Annotated in this window: 14 protein-coding genes, 1 pseudogene and 1 riboswitch; of the genes and pseudogenes, 3 read left to right on the top strand and 12 right to left on the bottom strand. The window is 61.2% G+C overall.

The window, feature by feature from the left end; translation table 11 throughout:
* From AC1DTN_RS18175 to AC1DTN_RS18210, 8 genes are all read right to left on the bottom strand, one after another.
* The coding region (locus AC1DTN_RS18175; RefSeq protein ID WP_477921955.1) for an MBL fold metallo-hydrolase at positions 1 to 914 on the bottom strand (914 nt) is incomplete at its 3' end.
* A 231-nt stretch (positions 915 to 1,145) separates the two neighbouring features.
* A complete protein-coding gene (locus AC1DTN_RS18180; RefSeq protein ID WP_439017209.1) occupies positions 1,146 to 1,976 on the bottom strand; it encodes an alpha/beta fold hydrolase in 831 nt (276 codons plus the stop codon).
* A gap of 405 nt (positions 1,977 to 2,381) precedes the next feature.
* On the bottom strand, positions 2,382 to 3,173 hold the full coding sequence (locus AC1DTN_RS18185) for an aminoglycoside phosphotransferase family protein (protein WP_477921956.1): 792 nt from the start codon (positions 3,171 to 3,173) through the stop codon (positions 2,382 to 2,384).
* Between the two features lie 84 nt (positions 3,174 to 3,257).
* Positions 3,258 to 4,496 (bottom strand): MFS transporter, encoded by a 1,239-nt coding sequence (locus AC1DTN_RS18190; RefSeq protein WP_477921958.1) that lies wholly within the window; start codon positions 4,494 to 4,496, stop codon positions 3,258 to 3,260.
* Complete coding sequence (locus AC1DTN_RS18195; RefSeq protein ID WP_477921959.1) at positions 4,493 to 5,131, bottom strand: ArsR/SmtB family transcription factor; 639 nt, start codon at positions 5,129 to 5,131, stop codon at positions 4,493 to 4,495. The genes AC1DTN_RS18190 and AC1DTN_RS18195 overlap by 4 nt, the downstream gene beginning before the upstream one ends.
* A 65-nt stretch (positions 5,132 to 5,196) precedes the next feature.
* Complete coding sequence (locus AC1DTN_RS18200) at positions 5,197 to 5,742, bottom strand: type 1 glutamine amidotransferase family protein (RefSeq protein WP_477921961.1); 546 nt, start codon at positions 5,740 to 5,742, stop codon at positions 5,197 to 5,199.
* A gap of 82 nt (positions 5,743 to 5,824) precedes the next feature.
* Positions 5,825 to 8,557 carry an ATP-binding protein gene (locus AC1DTN_RS18205; RefSeq protein WP_477921962.1) on the bottom strand — a complete coding sequence of 911 codons (2,733 nt, stop codon included), beginning with the start codon at positions 8,555 to 8,557 and terminating at the stop codon, positions 5,825 to 5,827.
* 124 nt (positions 8,558 to 8,681) lie between these two features.
* Entirely contained in the window at positions 8,682 to 9,218 is a 537-nt protein-coding gene (locus tag AC1DTN_RS18210; protein WP_477921964.1) for a DUF1003 domain-containing protein, read from the bottom strand.
* Between AC1DTN_RS18210 and AC1DTN_RS18215 the strand changes: the two genes are divergently transcribed.
* The 3 genes from AC1DTN_RS18215 to AC1DTN_RS18225 are packed head-to-tail and all read left to right on the top strand — an operon-like array spanning position 9,217 to position 11,957.
* Positions 9,217 to 9,375, top strand: a complete 159-nt coding sequence (locus tag AC1DTN_RS18215) for a hypothetical protein (protein ID WP_162748097.1) — start codon at positions 9,217 to 9,219, stop codon at positions 9,373 to 9,375. The two genes, AC1DTN_RS18210 and AC1DTN_RS18215, sit on opposite strands and share 2 nt — an antisense overlap.
* Before the next feature lie 44 nt (positions 9,376 to 9,419).
* Positions 9,420 to 11,099, top strand: a complete 1,680-nt coding sequence (locus AC1DTN_RS18220; protein WP_477922080.1) for an NAD+ synthase — start codon at positions 9,420 to 9,422, stop codon at positions 11,097 to 11,099.
* A gap of 24 nt (positions 11,100 to 11,123) precedes the next feature.
* Complete coding sequence (locus AC1DTN_RS18225; RefSeq protein WP_477921965.1) at positions 11,124 to 11,957, top strand: TolB family protein; 834 nt, start codon at positions 11,124 to 11,126, stop codon at positions 11,955 to 11,957.
* 510 nt (positions 11,958 to 12,467) lie between these two features.
* Here AC1DTN_RS18225 and AC1DTN_RS18230 read toward each other — a convergent pair.
* The 4 genes and pseudogenes from AC1DTN_RS18230 to AC1DTN_RS18245 all read right to left on the bottom strand — a co-directional run.
* Positions 12,468 to 12,772 (bottom strand): annotated as a pseudogene (locus tag AC1DTN_RS18230) (3-deoxy-7-phosphoheptulonate synthase); the annotation flags it as partial.
* A gap of 121 nt (positions 12,773 to 12,893) precedes the next feature.
* Positions 12,894 to 13,262 (bottom strand): hypothetical protein, encoded by a 369-nt coding sequence (locus AC1DTN_RS18235; RefSeq protein ID WP_477921967.1) that lies wholly within the window; start codon positions 13,260 to 13,262, stop codon positions 12,894 to 12,896.
* A 150-nt stretch (positions 13,263 to 13,412) separates the two neighbouring features.
* Entirely contained in the window at positions 13,413 to 14,480 is a 1,068-nt protein-coding gene (locus tag AC1DTN_RS18240) for a 3-deoxy-7-phosphoheptulonate synthase (RefSeq protein WP_477921968.1), read from the bottom strand.
* Between the two features lie 241 nt (positions 14,481 to 14,721).
* Positions 14,722 to 16,146 carry a DHA2 family efflux MFS transporter permease subunit gene (locus tag AC1DTN_RS18245; RefSeq protein ID WP_477921969.1) on the bottom strand — a complete coding sequence of 475 codons (1,425 nt, stop codon included), beginning with the start codon at positions 16,144 to 16,146 and terminating at the stop codon, positions 14,722 to 14,724.
* Between the two features lie 142 nt (positions 16,147 to 16,288).
* Positions 16,289 to 16,478, top strand: a riboswitch (cobalamin riboswitch).
* Positions 16,479 to 16,492 lie beyond the last annotated feature (14 nt).

Genomic DNA, 16,492 nt, shown 5'->3' on the forward strand with positions numbered 1-16,492 from the left:
CCCTTGCGCTCGGCATAACCGACGCCGGGATAGGACCAGTGATAGCCCAGCAGCTTGATCTTTTCCGAAGCGGCGCGGTCGAGCAGCATCCGGCGGTTTTTCAGGGCGGTTTCGGGATCGGTGTCGAAGCCGAAATGCCAGGCGGGATGTTCGAAGAAGATCACGTCATTGGTGCAGGCGTCACCCGTGATGAGGAGATTGCCGTCGCCGGCAAGCTCGAAGGAAATGTGGCCCGGCGTATGGCCTGATGTTTCGATCACTTGCATTCCTGGCAGAATTTCCTGTCCCGGCTTGACGAGGGTGAGCCTGTCTTTCACCGCGAAGAGATCGCGTTGTGCGCCGCGGGCAAAATCGTGCAGCGCTGATGGCATATGGGTCTCATAGTCCTTATCGGTCCAGAAATTCCATTCGGTCTCGCTGACGAAATAGTCGGCATTCGGATAGAACAGCTTACCTTCGGCCACGGTCGTGGCACCCGAATGATCGGGATGGGCGTGAGTGAAGATCACCTTGGTGATGGCTTCCGGCTCGATGCCTGCTGCCTTCAGGTTGGCGGCGAGTTTGCCGGCACTGGCCTGGAAGTGGCTKCCGGAGCCGTTATCGATGAGGATCAGGTCGCTGCCGTGGCGGATGAGCGGGATATTGGCCTGAACCGGCGCGCCGGCCGCATCGCCGCCGAGCCGCGCCAGGATCGGCCGGCGCTCTTCCGGCGTCGCATCGGGAAGCAGGACTTCGGCGGGCAGAGTGATGAAGCCGTCGCTGACGACGGTGATATCGAAGGCGCCGTGCGTAAAGCGATGAAACTGCGCCGCATAGGTGCCGCGCGGCAGGGCAAGGGCCGCCGCGCCCGAGAGGGCGCCAGCCAGCAGTTGACGGCGCGTGGCCGATAGGCCGAGATTGTCCGGATTGTTCATCTGCTCGTCTCCTCTGAGATATCAGCATGAGGAGACAATAGCAGCACGGCGATAGGATTTCTCCTATAAAATTCAACATTATCAATGATTTACATTGATTTTCAGTTCTTTACGGCCGATGCCGGGGACACTATACCGGACAACCATTCCCTGACGACGGTGACGACCGCATATCAGGATGAAAAAGGCGCGCCGCAAGGGCGCGCCTTCGCATGTCTTCGAGAGAAAAACTTAATCCTTGATGAAGGCCAGCAGGTCCGGGTTGATGACTTCAGGATGCGTGGTGCACATGCCGTGCGGGAAGCCGGGATAAGTCTTCAGCGTGCCGTTCTTCAGCAGCTTGGCCGACAGCGGCGCGGAATCGGGATAGGGGACGATCTGGTCGTCATCGCCGTGCATGACGAGAACGGGCACGGTGATCTTCTGCAGATCTTCGGTGAAGTCGGTTTCGGAGAAGGCCTTGATGCAATCGTAGTGCGCCTTGGCGCCGCCCATCATGCCCTGACGCCACCAGTTTTCAATCACGCCCTGGCTGACCTTGGCGCCCGGACGGTTGAAGCCATAGAAGGGGCCGGTCGGGATATCGAGGAAGAACTGGGCGCGGTTGGCGACGAGGGCTGCGCGGAAACCATCGAAGACTTCGAGCGGCAGGCCGCCGGGATTCTTGTCCGACTTGACCATGATGGGCGGCACGGCGCCGATGATCACGGCCTTGGCGACACGACCTTCCTTGGCACGGGCGACATAGTGGACGACTTCGCCGCCGCCGGTCGAGTGGCCGATATGGACGGCATTCTTGAGATCGAGGTGATCGGTCAGTGCGGCAACGTCGGCCGCATAGGTGTCCATCTCGTTGCCTTCGAAGGTCTGGGTCGAGCGGCCGTGGCCACGGCGGTCATGGGCGATGACGCGGAAACCCTTTTCGAGGAAGAACATCATCTGCGCGTCCCAGTCGTCGGCGCTGAGCGGCCAGCCGTGATGGAAGACGATCGGCTGGGCATCCTTCGAACCCCAATCCTTGTAGAAGATTTCAGTTCCGTCCTTGGTCTTGATGAAAGGCATCGTCTGGCTCCAATTATCTGGTGATGTTGGACTGGTTGCGGCAAGCGCGGCTTTCGGCAGGGCGATGGCCGCAACGGCGGCGCCTCCTGCCAGAAGAACGTCCCGCCGTGTGGCATCCGCCGTCAGTGCAATGCTGCGTTCACTCATGATCGCCTCCGTGTGGCATGCTTGCCTCCTTGCGGGCTTCTCCGCGCCTCTTCGACGAGAACAAGCTGACTCACTTCCGGCAGCGATACGAGTTAACCGTCGTAAATTGATGCAAAGCAAAAATGACGGCAATGCGCCATTAGACGTACTAACCTCATGAAGACAGTATGTTATCCGCAAGCTTTTTATTCTCGAAGCTGCCGGCGCTAGCGGGATTACCGCCTTCAGAAGATCAGCAAACTGGATTGCCCGAAGCGATCATTGCAGATTGCGCCAGATGACCGGCCGGTTCTCGTTGAAAGATCTGGCCTCCTTCTTCCAATGATTGAAGTGTCCGCCCTCTTGCAGCCTGGTTGCCGCGTCCCGACCGACCATCTTCGCAACCGCCGTCTCGTCCCCCATGTGGTTCAGCACCTCTAGGACCATATCGAGCAGGCCGACATAGTCGCTGGTGCCATAGGCTGAACAGAGCAGCTTCAGTCGGCTGCTGCCATTGGCAAGGTCGCGGGCCGAGGGTTCGGCTAGGTCTTCGGAGGAAAAAGAAAGCGGTGCGAACCAATAGGCGAGGTAAGCGAGGTCTCGCAGATGCGGCCCCGGACCTGCGAGGTCGAAATCGATGATCGCGACCGGGAGACCATCCCGAAAGATCATGTTGTAGGGCGCAAAATCATTGTGACAAATCACGTCATTGCGTTCGGCAAGAGGGTAGGTATAGGCCCAATTGCCGTCGGGGACGAAGTCCAGGCTTCGGGTCGCATCGTGCAACTTCCGTAACATTGTGGCGGATTCGGTGAGGGCAGCGGTATTCTCCCAGAGCGTCTCCGGGATCATCGCCGTGCCTGCCATGTAAGAGAGGATTTCTCTTCCGCTGTCATCGATACCTAGGAAACGAGGCGCATAGGCAAAACCCCACCGTTCCAGTTGCTTCAGCAGCCTGTGCACGTTCCGGCTATTCGGGCTCATTGAACGGCGTACCGTATCGGCGACCCTGACGACGCCGGCATTGATATTACCACCTGCGAGTGGCGTTTCGTCATCTGATGTCGGCATCCTTGCTCCCCCAGAGCCATGATCGCACTTGCAACCAGATAGCGGAAATAGACAGGGTTGCCCACGAACAGTTCGGCAGTCTGCTTAGGAGGGGCTGGCGTCGGCGATCCGCCGCTTGTCGAAGCCACGGAAACTGCTGTGCGCCAAGGGAGCGAGCGTGGCGGCGAGATAGGCGAGACCTGTCAGAAGCAATGCGGTTGAAAGGCCCCACGCATCGACCAATGCGCCGCCGACGAGCCCGCCCAAGGGGAGGAGCGCCCAGCAGAGAGCGGCATTCAGCGATGTGACGCGGCCTATCAAAGGCTTCGGCGTGCGCTCGAAGAGCACGGCCGAGAGGATGGGATTGAGGAAGCCCGAGGCAAAGCCGCCAATGGCGAGCGTCGTAAAAATGAGCGCAAGCGGCGTTTCCACCGCAAAGACCAGAAAGCGCGGAAAGCCGGTCAGCAGGAAGGCGACCGTGTAAACGGCAAGGCGCGGCAGGCGCTCGCCGATCATGGCGGCAATCACGGCGCCGATGATCGAGGCGCCGGAGAAAACGGCGAACATGGTTCCGAGCAGGGCCGGGCCATGGCCCGAGGTCTGCGTCCAGACCGGCAACAAGACGGCGCCAAAGGCCTGATCGAGCAGATTGGTGGTTGCCACCATCAGCACGATTGCGACCAGTACCGCATCGCGCCGCAGAAAGCGCCAGCCTTCCGCGAGTTCACGGCCATAGACGGCGATGCCGGTTGCTTCGGGCTTCGGAGCGCGCCGCAATTGGGGGATGCAGGCTGCGACGACCACGGCGGCGGCGGCGAWGGTGAGGGCGTTGACGGCTAGCGCCTGGCTTGGTCCGACAAGGGCGATCAGCGCGCCGGCGCCGGCCGCGCCTGCGGCCGATGCAAGGCGCTCGATGGCGCCAGCGACGCCGGTCACGCGTTCCAGCGGCACGGAGGCGAGTTCCGCAATGTCGGGGACCATGGATTGCTTGGCGGCATCCGAGGGACCGCGCAGCACGCCCATGGCGAAGACGATCGGCAGCAGGATCGGCATGGTGAGCAGGTCGAGAAGATGCAGCACGGGCACGAGGCCGACTGCGATCACCGAGGCGCTGTCGCAGATGATGGCGATGCGCTTCGAGCCGAGGCGGTCGATCAAGGGGCCGCCGAGCGCCTTGGCGACGACATAGGGCAGCATCTCCATCATGGCGACGAGGCCGGTCAGCACGGGACTGCCGGTCGTGCTCAGCACCAGCCAGGGGATGGCGATGCTGGAGAGCCGCGTGCCTGAAATGGAAAGCGTTTCGGCGACCGCGAGCGCGACGAAGGGACTGCGGCGGCTCATGGCTCGCTCTCTTCCTCGCCATGCGGCAGGCGGCCCGGATAGGGAAAGGCGTGCAGCATGACAGTGAAAGGCACCGTGCCTGATGGCAGTGGCCCGCCGAGGGGCGGGGCCTCGCGCATCGCCTCCATGAGGAGGTCGTTCAGCCGCTTCGTCAGGGCTTCGGCCTTTTCAGAAGTCAGCGGAATGATGATGTCGCTTGCGGTGCTGGCCTTCCGCCATGCCAGCGGCAGCTCGGCATATTCCTCGACTGCTTTCTGCATCTGATCGACCTGCAGGGAGAGGATTGCCTGCGTGAAGGCGACGTCCATATCGAAAGCTTCGCCTTCGGTTTCCGCCGGCGGCACCGAGGTGATCTCGTGGCATGCCCTCCACCAGCGGTCACGACGGGATGGCCCCGGCGCATCCTCGATGAAACCATACTGGGCAAGCTGGCGCAGGTGATAGCTCGTCGCGCCGCTGTTGAGCCCGAGCCGTGTCGCGAGCTGCGTTGCCGTTGCGGGACCATCGATGCGCAGCATACCGAGCATGCGCAGGCGCACCGGATGGGCGAGCGCCTTCAGCGCCGTGACGTCGGGAACGACCCGGCTGACGTTGCGGTATGTAGATGACCCAGGTGTAGGAACAGGTGTTTTCATAGCGGCAGCTTAGTACCGCAAATGAATCTTTGCAAAGATTTCTTTGCATATGTGACTGTAGACTGTCAGCCCGCCGACGTCACTTTCTTGCGGCCTTCCAGCACGACCTTGAGAAGCGCATGGGCTGACAGCAGCGGGGACGCTTCGCAGTCGGCGAGGATCAGCAGGCCGGTGGCGGCACCTTCGGGTGTTATGTCCAGACGCCGGCCGGGAATGACGGCGACTGGTTTGCCCGATGTCAGAAAGGCGCGGATCGTGGCTGCGACGCCCTCGGCGGACCAGAGCGGGCCGGAAAGGCCGATGCAGAAGGCGGCGTCGAAATCCTCTGTCACGATCTGGTCGAGGCGCAGCGTATCGGCGAGATCGTCACGTGCGGCGCGGTCGGTGAGGAAGCGTCCGACAGCAGGCTCCTTATGGACGGTCTGATGGACGGTCTGACGCAACTCGCTGGTCAGATCGGCGAAGCCGCCTGATGGTGTCGCGAGGACGACTTCTGCCGGTGCATCCTTGAAAAGATAGTAGGCGGGTGCGAGGCGCGCGATCCTGACCTCGCTGTTATCTCCATCCGCAGCGAGAATGATCAGAAAACGGATGGGTATTTGGCCGTCCATGGGCATCCTCCTCTTGGGGAGCAATGATGCACAGACAACGAGAAGCGGACGAGTTGATCGTTGTAAATCGGTGTAAACGGGTTTAGCCGGCCGCGCCCGAAAGCTGCGCCGGTTCATGGCCGAGGGCTTCGAGATCGACGTTGATGCGGCGTTCCCAGCCGATCGCGCCATCCTGCCTTGCGGCGACGCGTGCCGCCTCGAGGATGGCTGAAGCGGCGTCCAGCCCTTCCGGGCTCTGTCCCTTTGCGGTGACCATTGCCTTCACCCGCAGGAGTTCGGGCAGGCACCAGCGTTCGCCCGAGGCATCGCCATGCTCCAAGGCGCTATCGATCACCGCATGGGCTTCCGCATGTTGACCGAGGCCTGACAGGGCCTGCGCCTCGATGGACTGGAAGTAAGTGCGGAAAAGGTTGAAGCCGGCAAGATCGAGGATGTCCATCGCCGGGCGCAGCTTTGCGAGGCAGAGCCGGTATTCGCCGTCCCGCAGACGTAGTTCCGCTTCGAAGCCGTCGGCATAGGTGTGCCAGACATCGAGCGACAGGGCCTTGGTATGGTCACGCAGAAGCCGGATCGCGGCAGCCGCTTCGCCGTCGTTCCCGGAGAGAAGCGCCAGCGGGCAGATGGCCTCGGCGAGAAGATTGCTGATCGAATGGTTATGGCCGATATCGCGGGCGTAGCGCATGGTCTCTTCGACCTCGTTCAGCGCGGCCCTCTCGTCGCCCAATATCCAGAGGCAACGGGCGATGATGATGCGCGCCGTCACGCGCTGGTCGAACTGAAAGCGGACGGAATGGCGGGCCTGCGGCACATGCTCGTAGTCGGCAAGCATCGCCAGAAGCTCCTGGCGGGCCTCGCTGTGGCGGCCGAGCCAGTGGAGCGTAGCAGCCTTCATGCGCCTGCCGATGATGACATCGGTCGGATCGGCGGAGGACGGAGCAAGGGCTGCGAAGCGTTCCGCCAGCTCCAGTCCCTGGCGAGGCTCGGCGCGGTTCAGCACATCGACCCAAAGCGCCCAAATGGCGCGCAGCTGGTGATCGACATCGCCGAGTTCCTCGGCGATCCGCCAGGCCGTCGTCCAGGCGGCAACGCCGTCTTCGGGTGCATTGGTGGCACGAAGCTGCGGCCAGCCGAGCGCGGCATAGAGTTTCATGCGGCTTTTCTCGTCAAGGCCGGGGCGGGCATCGAGGAAGGTTATTGCATGGGTGAGGGCCGCCAGGCACTCGTCAAGCAATGACAGGCGAAAGAAAAGCGGCAGGGCGGCGACCGTCAGGCGTATGCCGAGCAGCGCATCGCCGCCTGATGGACCGAAGGCCCAGTCCAGGGCTGCGCGCAGGCCCGGCACCTGCTGGGCGAAATCATCAGGCCATTCCTCCGGCGAGGCGGCATAGAGATCCTGCTCGGCGCTTTCGAGCGCGATAGAGAGATAGGCGGAAAAGCGGGCCATGACATCGGGCAGTTCGCCCGAGGCCGCAAGCTTTTCGCCGGCATAGAGGCGGGTCGTATCGAGCAGGCGGTAGAACGTTTCGTCGGTCGCTGTCTCGACGACGACCAGCGATTTGGCGACGAGGGCGGCCAGCAAATCCCCGGGTTCGGTGCCGGAGAGGACCGCGGCTGCGGCCCCGCTGTTGAAGCGGCCGCGGAAGACGGAGAGTTCGCGCAGCGCCTGCTGCTCCTCCGGCGACAGGATGAGGTAGCTCCAGTCGAGCGTGGCGCGCAGTGTCTGGTGGCGGGGCAGCGCCGTGCGCCGGCCGCGCGTCAATACCCGGAAGCAGTCGGAGAGCGAGCGGGAGAGGGCGGCGATGCCCATCGCCTCCAGCCGGCCAGCGGCAAGCTCGATTGCCAACGCAATGCCATCGAGCCTCGTGCAGATATCGACGACATCGGCGGCGTCCCCGTCCGTCAGCTCATAACCGCCGAGGCAGGCATCGGCGCGTTCGACGAAAAGCTGGACGGCGGGCGAGGCCAGGGCAGCCTCTGCTGTCACGGCAGACAAGGGCAGGTCGAGCGGCAGCAGACGGTGGACACGTTCGCCTTCGGCGCGCAGCGGCTCGCGGCTGGTGGCGAGGATATGCAGATCGGGCGCTTCCGCCAGCAGGTCTTCGGCGAGCTTGGCGATATCGGACACCACATGCTCGCAGCTGTCGAGCACGAGCAGAAGATTGCGCGGCTGCAAATGGGCAGCGATCTCCACTGCGATATCGTCGCTGCGCGAGAGGATGCCGAGTGCAGACGCCACGACCGTCGGCACGAGATTTCCGGTCGCGACTTCCGACAGGTCGATCCAGACGATCTCGCCATCGAAGCTGCCGCGCGCAATCACGGCGCGGGCAACGGTGGATTTGCCGATGCCGCCAGGGCCGGCGATTGTCACGAGACGGCCCTTGGTCAGCTGTCCGGTCACGGCCGCGATCGTCTGTTCACGGCCGAAGATGCGGGCGGGCAGGCGTTCGGGGCGAAATTTCTGGAGTGTCGGCCGAGCGACGGGCGCTGCGCCATTGCTGCGGCGATTGACGGGCGCGATGAAGGTATAGCCGCGGCCGGGCACGTTGGCGATGAATTGCGGTTCACGCTTGATGTCGCCCAGCGCCTTGCGCAGCGCCGAGACGTGGACGCGCAGATTGGCCTCGTCCACGAACGTATCCGGCCAGACCTGCCTGACGATCTCCGCATTGGTCTTCAGCTCGCCCGGATGATTGAGCAAAAACAGCAGGATATCGACGGCGCGGCTGCCGAGAGGCACGGCAGACCCTTCCCGCAACAGGCTGCGCCTGGCGGGCACTATCGAAAATGCACCGAACTGAAGCTCTTCTTCCAAGCATGCTCCCTGCGTGATGGCCGCAGGTTGGCTAAATGCCTGCTCCCTGTCAAATGAAACGCGGTGACAGGGCTGGAATTGCGACGAGATTTCAGACGTTTAAGGCCGTGCTATTTTAGCGGGCTCAAGCTTGGCCGCGCTCAGCAAGGATGGCGTTCAGGCGGGAGACATCCTCTCGCAGCGCAGTCAGTTCCGTCAGCACCCGCATATCGATCTTCTGATGCAGCGACAGAACCTCAAGCTCGGCCTTCAGATTCACCTCATAATCCTTGGCGGCTTCGAAACGATCGCGTTCGGCCTGCCGGTTCTGCGACATCATGATGATCGGCGCCTGGATAGCCGCAAGCATGGAAAGGATGAGGTTCAGGAAGACGAAGGGATAGGGGTCGAAGGCGCGGGAAAAARGGATGACCGTGTTGATGATGGTCCAGACGACGAGAAAGGCCAGAAATGCCAGAATGAAGGACCATGAGCCGCCGACACGGGCGATGCCATCGGCCAACCGCTCGCCGAAGGAGGATTCGGCGGCAATGGCGGCGTTGACGTCGGTGGAGATGATCTTGCGTTCATGTGCCTTGGCCAACACGCGCTTTTCGATGTCACCCAGTTCTTCGGCCGGCTTGCCGAAATGCAGGTGGACGAAATTCGGAAGATTATACATGGCATTGTCCCGGGAGTGGATCGAATTGGCGCGCAGTATTCCGCCGTCGCCGCAAATTGCAATGCGTATCGGCGTCGCGCAAGACAAACAGAGGGATAGGCAGAGCGATGGGGCCACCCTTCATCAAATTTTCGCCGCAGATCGCTACGGCTTTTGAAGCGGCTTATTGCGGTGCACGAAGGGGCGGATTAAATGAATGACATGACACAGGAAAACGCTCTCTCCCAGACCTTCAACATCGCCATCGCCCAACTGAACCCCACGGTGGGCGATGTCGCCGGAAACCTTGCCAAGGTGCGTGAGGCGCGCGCCGATGCGGCGCGGCAGGGCGCGCAGCTCTTGATGATGACCGAGCTTTTCATCTCCGGTTACCCACCGGAAGATCTGGTTTTGAAGCCGGCCTTCATCCGCGCTTGCTGGACGGCGGTCGAGAGCCTCGCGGCAGACACCGCCGATGGCGGACCGGGCATCGTCATCGGCTTCCCGCGCCAGGACGAGACGGGCCGCTACAATTCCATCGCCGTGCTCGACGGCGGCAAGGTGATTGCCGTGCGCGACAAGATCGATCTGCCGAATTACGGCGAGTTCGATGAGAAGCGCGTCTTCGACCAGGGCGCGATGCCTGGACCCGTGAATTTCCGCGGCGTGCGCATCGGCATTCCGATCTGCGAAGATATCTGGGGCGATCTCGGTGTATGCGAGACGCTCGCCGAAAGCGGCGCGGAAATCCTGCTCGTTCCGAATGGCTCGCCCTATTATCGCGGCAAGGTCGATATCCGCCATCAGGTGGTGCTGAAGCAGGTGATCGAGACAGGCCTGCCGATGGTCTATGCCGCCCAGCTCGGCGGCCAGGACGAGCTCGTCTTCGACGGCGCAAGCTTTGCCTTCAATGCTGACAAGTCGCTCGCCTTCCAGCTCAGCCAGTTCGAAACGGCCCTCGCTGTGACGACCTGGAAGCGGACAGAAAACTGCTGGCGTTGCTCGGAAGGGCCGATGGCGCGCATACCCGAGAGCGAGGAGGCCGATTACCGCGCCTGCCTGCTCGGTTTCCGCGACTATGTGAACAAGAACGGCTTCAAGAATGTCGTGCTCGGCCTCTCGGGCGGCATCGATTCGGCGATCTGCGCGGCAATCGCCGTCGATGCGCTCGGCGAGGAACGGGTGCGCACGGTCATGCTGCCGTATCACTATACGTCCGAAGACTCGTTGAAGGATGCGGCCGATTGCGCCAAGGCGCTCGGCTGCCGCTACGATATCGTGCCGATTGAGGGACCCGTGACGGGCTTTTCCTCGGCGCTGTCGAGCCTCTTCGAGGGCACGAACAGCGGTATCACCGAGGAGAACCTGCAGAGCCGTGCACGCGGCACCATCCTGATGGCGATCTCCAACAAGTTCGGCTCGATGGTGGTCACGACAGGCAACAAGTCGGAAATGTCGGTCGGTTATGCGACGCTCTACGGCGACATGAACGGCGGCTTCAACCCGATCAAGGATCTCTACAAGATGCAGGTCTATGCGCTGGCCCGCTGGCGCAACGAGAATGTGCCGCCAGATGCGCTCGGCCCCTCGGGCGTGGTCATTCCGGAAAACATCATCGACAAGGCGCCGTCGGCCGAGCTTCGCCCCGACCAGAAGGATCAGGATTCGCTGCCGCCTTATCCTGTGCTCGACGACATACTCGAATGCCTGGTCGAGCGGGAAATGGGGGTCGAGGAGATCGTGGCGCGCGGCCATGATGTCGAGACCGTCCACCGTATCGAGCATCTGCTCTATCTCGCCGAATACAAGCGCCGTCAGTCGGCGCCGGGCGTGAAGATCACCAAGAAGAATTTCGGCCGCGACCGGCGCTACCCGATCACCAACCGGTTCCGGGATCGATAGAAAACTCATCTGGGAGAGGACGAGATGCGCAGCTCTGTCGAAATCTACAACGTCAGGAGAGGCGAAAGCCGCGTCGTCTGGCAGACGGAGGCGCTGGTGGAGGCGCCGAATTTCTCACGCGACGGTGCCTATCTGCTGATCAATGGCGACGGGCTGCTCTACCGCCTGCGGCTCGACGGCAGCGATCTCGTGGAGAAGGTCGATACCGGCTTTGCTGTCCATTGCAACAATGACCACGGCATTTCACCCGATGGCGAAGAGATCGTCATTTCCGACAAGACCGAGTTCGGCAAGTCGGCGATCTACATCCTGCCGATCGAGGGCGGCAAGCCGCGGCTGATCACCAAGAACCTGCCGTCCTACTGGCACGGTTGGTCGCCCGATGGGCGCGAGCTTGCCTATTGCGGCATCCGCAACGACGTCTTCGATATCTACACGATCTCGGTCAAAGGCGGCGAGGAGAAACGGCTGACGCATGGAGAAGGCCGCAATGACGGGCCGGACTGGTCGGCCGACGGGCAGTGGATCTATTTCAATTCCAGCCGCACCGGGCTTATGCAGATCTGGCGCGTGCATCCTGATGGCACGGGTCTCCAGCAGGTGACATCGGACAATTACGGCAACTGGTTCGCCCATCCGTCACCGAACAACGACAAGGTGCTGATCCTCTCCTACGACCCAGATGTCTTCGACCATCCGCGCGATCTCAATGTAAGGCTACGCATGATGGACATGGACGGCGGCAACCTGACAGAGCTGTTCGAGCTCTTCGGCGGGCAGGGCACGATCAACGTGCCGAACTGGTCGCCGGATGGCGAGGAATTCGCTTTCGTGCGGTATTTTCCGGTGAAGTCTTAAGAGCGGCGCACCGCCATTTGATGAGTGAGCGGTGGGGAATAGCTTCGGACTGCAACTTAGCGTACGACTATAGATTAAACACACAACATAATGCAGCGCATCCGCGAGATAGGGCCTTGCGTAAAATTCATTTCATAAGAAAATCGATGATCATAATATCTATAATATACTTCGTATTTCTCTACATTTTAGCGAGAATACCGATGTCATATTACAATGTATATGAAGAGATTTCCGACGCTGCCGAATTAAGAGGCCCGTTGCGTGGGATGCTTCTAATCTCCCCGCAAGCTTACCCCTTATTTATATTGTCACTGTTAATGCTCGTCTTGAGAAAAAACGAGCGCGCCCTAAAAGAAGCGATGTGGCTCTGGACAGTGATATTTGTAATTGGTTCGGCGTGGACCGCTCTGTTCATCTACGCAATCGAAAACTCGTAGTTTCCTAAAATCCTCTATAGCAGATTGGGAATGGGCGGCGGGGTTTACCCGCCGCGACTGATGCGGCCACTCAGGCTGCGACGGCGGCCTTGCGGCGGTCGCGGACAGCCTGGGCCAGATCCTCGAGTACATCCACCGACATATCCCAACCAATGCAGCCATAGGTGATCGACTGGCCGTAGACGAGCGGCTTGCCGGGCAGGAGATCCTGGCGGCCGGCGACGAGATTGCTCTCGATCATCATGCCCTTGATATGGTCGTTGCGGCGACGATCTGGGCGGCGACCTCGTGGACGACCTTCGGCTGGTTCATCGGATCCTTGCCGCTGTTGGCGTGGCTGGCATCGATCAGCACGCGCGGATCGACGCCTAACTGGTCGCTGGATGGCGAGGAGTTGCCTATGTGCGGTATTTTCCCGCCAACGCCGGATTGTTCTGATGAAAGAATGACACGACGGGATTTCGCCTGCCGCGCAGGAACCTGCCACTCGGGCTGCCTAATTCTTTGCTCCCGCCTCGACAAGCTCCGGAGTGATCGTAATCTCCACCGTGCCTGAAGCAGAGCCATAAGGCTCGCATTCTGTAATAGCCTCACCCAGCGCCGGAGCCGCGGTCATCTCCCATGCCGATGGCGGCGCGCGGAAATTGACAGAAACAAAATCGGCAGATCCTTCCTTGAGGACCACCACAGCCGAGAGACCATAGTCCTTCGGCGCTCCTGCGGGTAGTTTCAGACATTTAAGTACCTGGGTGGATACGGTTTTTCCGAGGTCATCAGATGCGGCGAAGGCCGCTATGTGGCTCGTCGCCACTGCGGCCAGCACAACAGGCAGCTTTAAGGAAATCGCCTTCACCAAAAAACGCATTCATCACCCCTTTAAATAGTCATTCGACATAATGTGCGGCAATTTAAAACTTATCATTGAAATCAGTAGCATTGGAAGCGCGCCGACCGCGCGACGCGCTTCAATTTTTCGATCCGCCCAAAATCGCTGCACGATATTAGGCGACCTACATCAAGCCGCAACAGCAGCCTTCCGCCGTTCACGGACGGCCTTGGCGAGATCCTCGAGCACCTCGACGGACGTATCCCAGCCGATGCAGCCATCGGTGATGGACTGGCCGTAGACGAGCGGCTTGCCGGGAACGAGATCCTGGCGGCCGGCGACGAGGTTGCTCTCGATCATCATGCCCTTGATGTGGTGGTTGCCGGCAAGAATCTGGCCGGCGACGTCATGGACGACCTTCGGCTGGTTCATCGGATCCTTGTTGCTGTTCGCGTGGCTAGCATCGATCAGCATGCGCGGGTCGACGCCGAGCTTGACGGCTTCGGCGATGACAGCCTGCACGTCAGCTGCCTCATAGTTCGGCCGTTTGCCGCCACGCAGGATGATGTGGCAGTCCTCGTTGCCGCGCGTGGAGGCAATCGCTGCCTGTCCATCCTTGGTGACAGCCGGGAAATGGTGCGGCTGGGAGGCCGCCATGATTGCATCGAGTGCGATGCGCGCGCTGCCATCCGTGCCATTCTTGAAGCCGATCGGGCAGGAGAGACCCGAGGCGAGCTGGCGGTGGATCTGGCTTTCGGTCGTGCGCGCGCCGATGGCGCCGTAGCTCACGAGATCGGCAATATATTGCGGCGTGATCGTATCGAGGAATTCGCAACCGGCCGGCAGGCCCATGGCGTTGATGTCGAGCAGCAGGCGCCGCGCGAGGCGCAGGCCTTCCTCGATACGGTAGCTGCCATCGAGATGCGGGTCGTTCATCAGGCCCTTCCAGCCGACGGTGGTGCGGGGCTTTTCGAAATAGACGCGCATGACGATTTCGAGATCGCCGGAGAGACGTCGTCGCTGCTCCATGAGGCGGCCGGCATATTCGCGGGCGGCTGCCGGATCGTGGATCGAGCAGGGGCCGATGATGACGAGCTGGCGGTCGTCCTGACCGGTCAGGATATTGTGGATCGTGTCGCGCGTGCTGGTTACTGTCTTGGTAACAGCGGCGTCACGCGGGATTTCCGAAAGGATATCGGCAGGCTTGGTCAGCGGGGTGATCTCGACGATGCGCAGATCATCAATAGTGTCAGTCACGGTATGCTCTCCTGTTTGGTCATACCGTGGCGGAACAAAAAAGCCGCCAGGTTGACTAGCGGCTGTTCGGGTTGTCGTCGCGTTAGTTTCGGTTACGCACAGACCCGCATCCGCTGGAAGCAGCGGTACGAATAAAATCGCGATGCGTAAACGGACGAAATCGACATGCGGCTTATGTAGCCATGCCGATTGGAATTGTCACGTAGAATCTGTGAGGAAAAACGACAAATCCGTGAAGTTTTCAGCGGCTCTCCGCTATTGCCTGTCCCTGGGCCTCTTCCGGTTCTGCCGCCGCGGCATGTCTGTTCTTGTGGCGGCGTGTCGTCAGCTCCTCGCCGGCATTGGCGGGCAGGCGCAGGAAAGTGATGCAGGCAAGTGCTGATATCGCCGCCACGATGAAGAAGGCGATATGAAAATCCGAGACCAAAAGCTTGCCGCCGTGGAAGCTCGAGGAGATTTCCAGGATCGTACCGGCTACCGCAACGCCCATGGCCATGGAGATGCGCTGCGCCACCGCGTTGATGGCAGTCGCCTGGCTGCTGTCGGCCTCGTCCACATCGCCGAAGGCCATAGCGTTGACGCCCGAAAAGGCCATGGAGCGGAGGAGGCCGCCGACAAGAAGACAGCCCATGATGACATACATCGGCGTTTCGGCAGTGAAGAAGCCATTCACGCCGAGGAAGATTGCCGCGAGGAAGGTCGTCAGCGCGATGACGTTGCGGAAGCCGAAGGCGTTATAGGTGCGGGTGGCTGCAAATTTCGAGCCCATGGAGCCAAGAGCGCTGATGAAGGTGATCGAGCCTGACTGCAGCGGCGTCAGGCCGAAGCCGAGCTGCAGCATCAGCGGCATGAGGAAGGGCAGCGCGCCGAGGCCCATGCGGAAATTCGAGGCGCCGAGGATCGCCGCCCGGAACATCGGGTAGCGGAACATCTTGGGGTCGAGCAGCGGATGCGAGGTGCGCCTGGCATGCACGAAATAGAGAATGCCGGAGAGGACGCCGACGGCCACAGTGACATAGCCGTAGATGACGGGAACGGCGGGCAGGCTGATGACCGAGAGGCCGAACACGAAACCGGCAAAGCCGATACCCGACAGGAAGAAGCCCGGAAAATCCATCGGCTTCGGGCTTCGCGGCTCGACGGCCGGCAGGAAACGGGTGACGAGGACGATGCCGATAATGCCGATCGGCACATTGATCCAGAAGATCCAGTGCCAGCTGAGATAGGTCGTCAGGAAGCCGCCGATCGGCGGGCCCATGATCGGGCCGATCAGCGCCGGAATGGTCAGCCATGCCATGGCATTCACCAACTGGTGACGTGGCGTGCCGCGCACCAGGAGCAATCGCCCGACCGGCGTCATCATCGAGCCGCCGGCACCCTGGATGAGGCGGGAAATGACGAAGGCGGCGATGGAATTGGAGAATGCGCAGGCGACCGAGCCAACCATGAAAACGAAGATCGCGAGCCGAAAGATGTTGCGTGCACCGAAGCGATCCGACATCCAGCCGCTGATCGGAATGAAGATTGCGAGCGCCACGAGGTAGCTCGTTACCGCAAGTTTCAGCGCGATCGGCGAAGTGCCTATATCGGCAGCAATCGCCGGCAGGCTGGTGGCGATCACGGTCGAATCCATCTGTTCCATGAACAGGGCGACCGCAAGGATCATTGGTGTTAGGCGGGACACGGGCAACCGGAAGGCAATGAGAGGGGATTCGGCGCCAGCGGCGTCGGGTCTCGTTCTAGGCCAGCATTTTCAGCCTGTCCACGAAATGAATGTCGCATGCAGCTTGCCGCCATGCCGTTTCCGCGCCATAGATCACCCGTCAGGTGCCCGCTTTCACAAGCGGGAGAATCGGGAATCCGGTGCAAGACCGGAACGTGCCCAACGCTGTAAGGCCGACGCTTGCCGCATAGAATGCCACTGGCCGCAAGGCCGGGAAGGCGGCGGTCAAGCGGATGACGCCAAGTCAGAAGACCGGCCTGGCAAGATAGACCCAACCCGCGCGGACGGC

It is taken from the genome of Rhizobium sp. 01T444 (assembly GCF_056398305.1).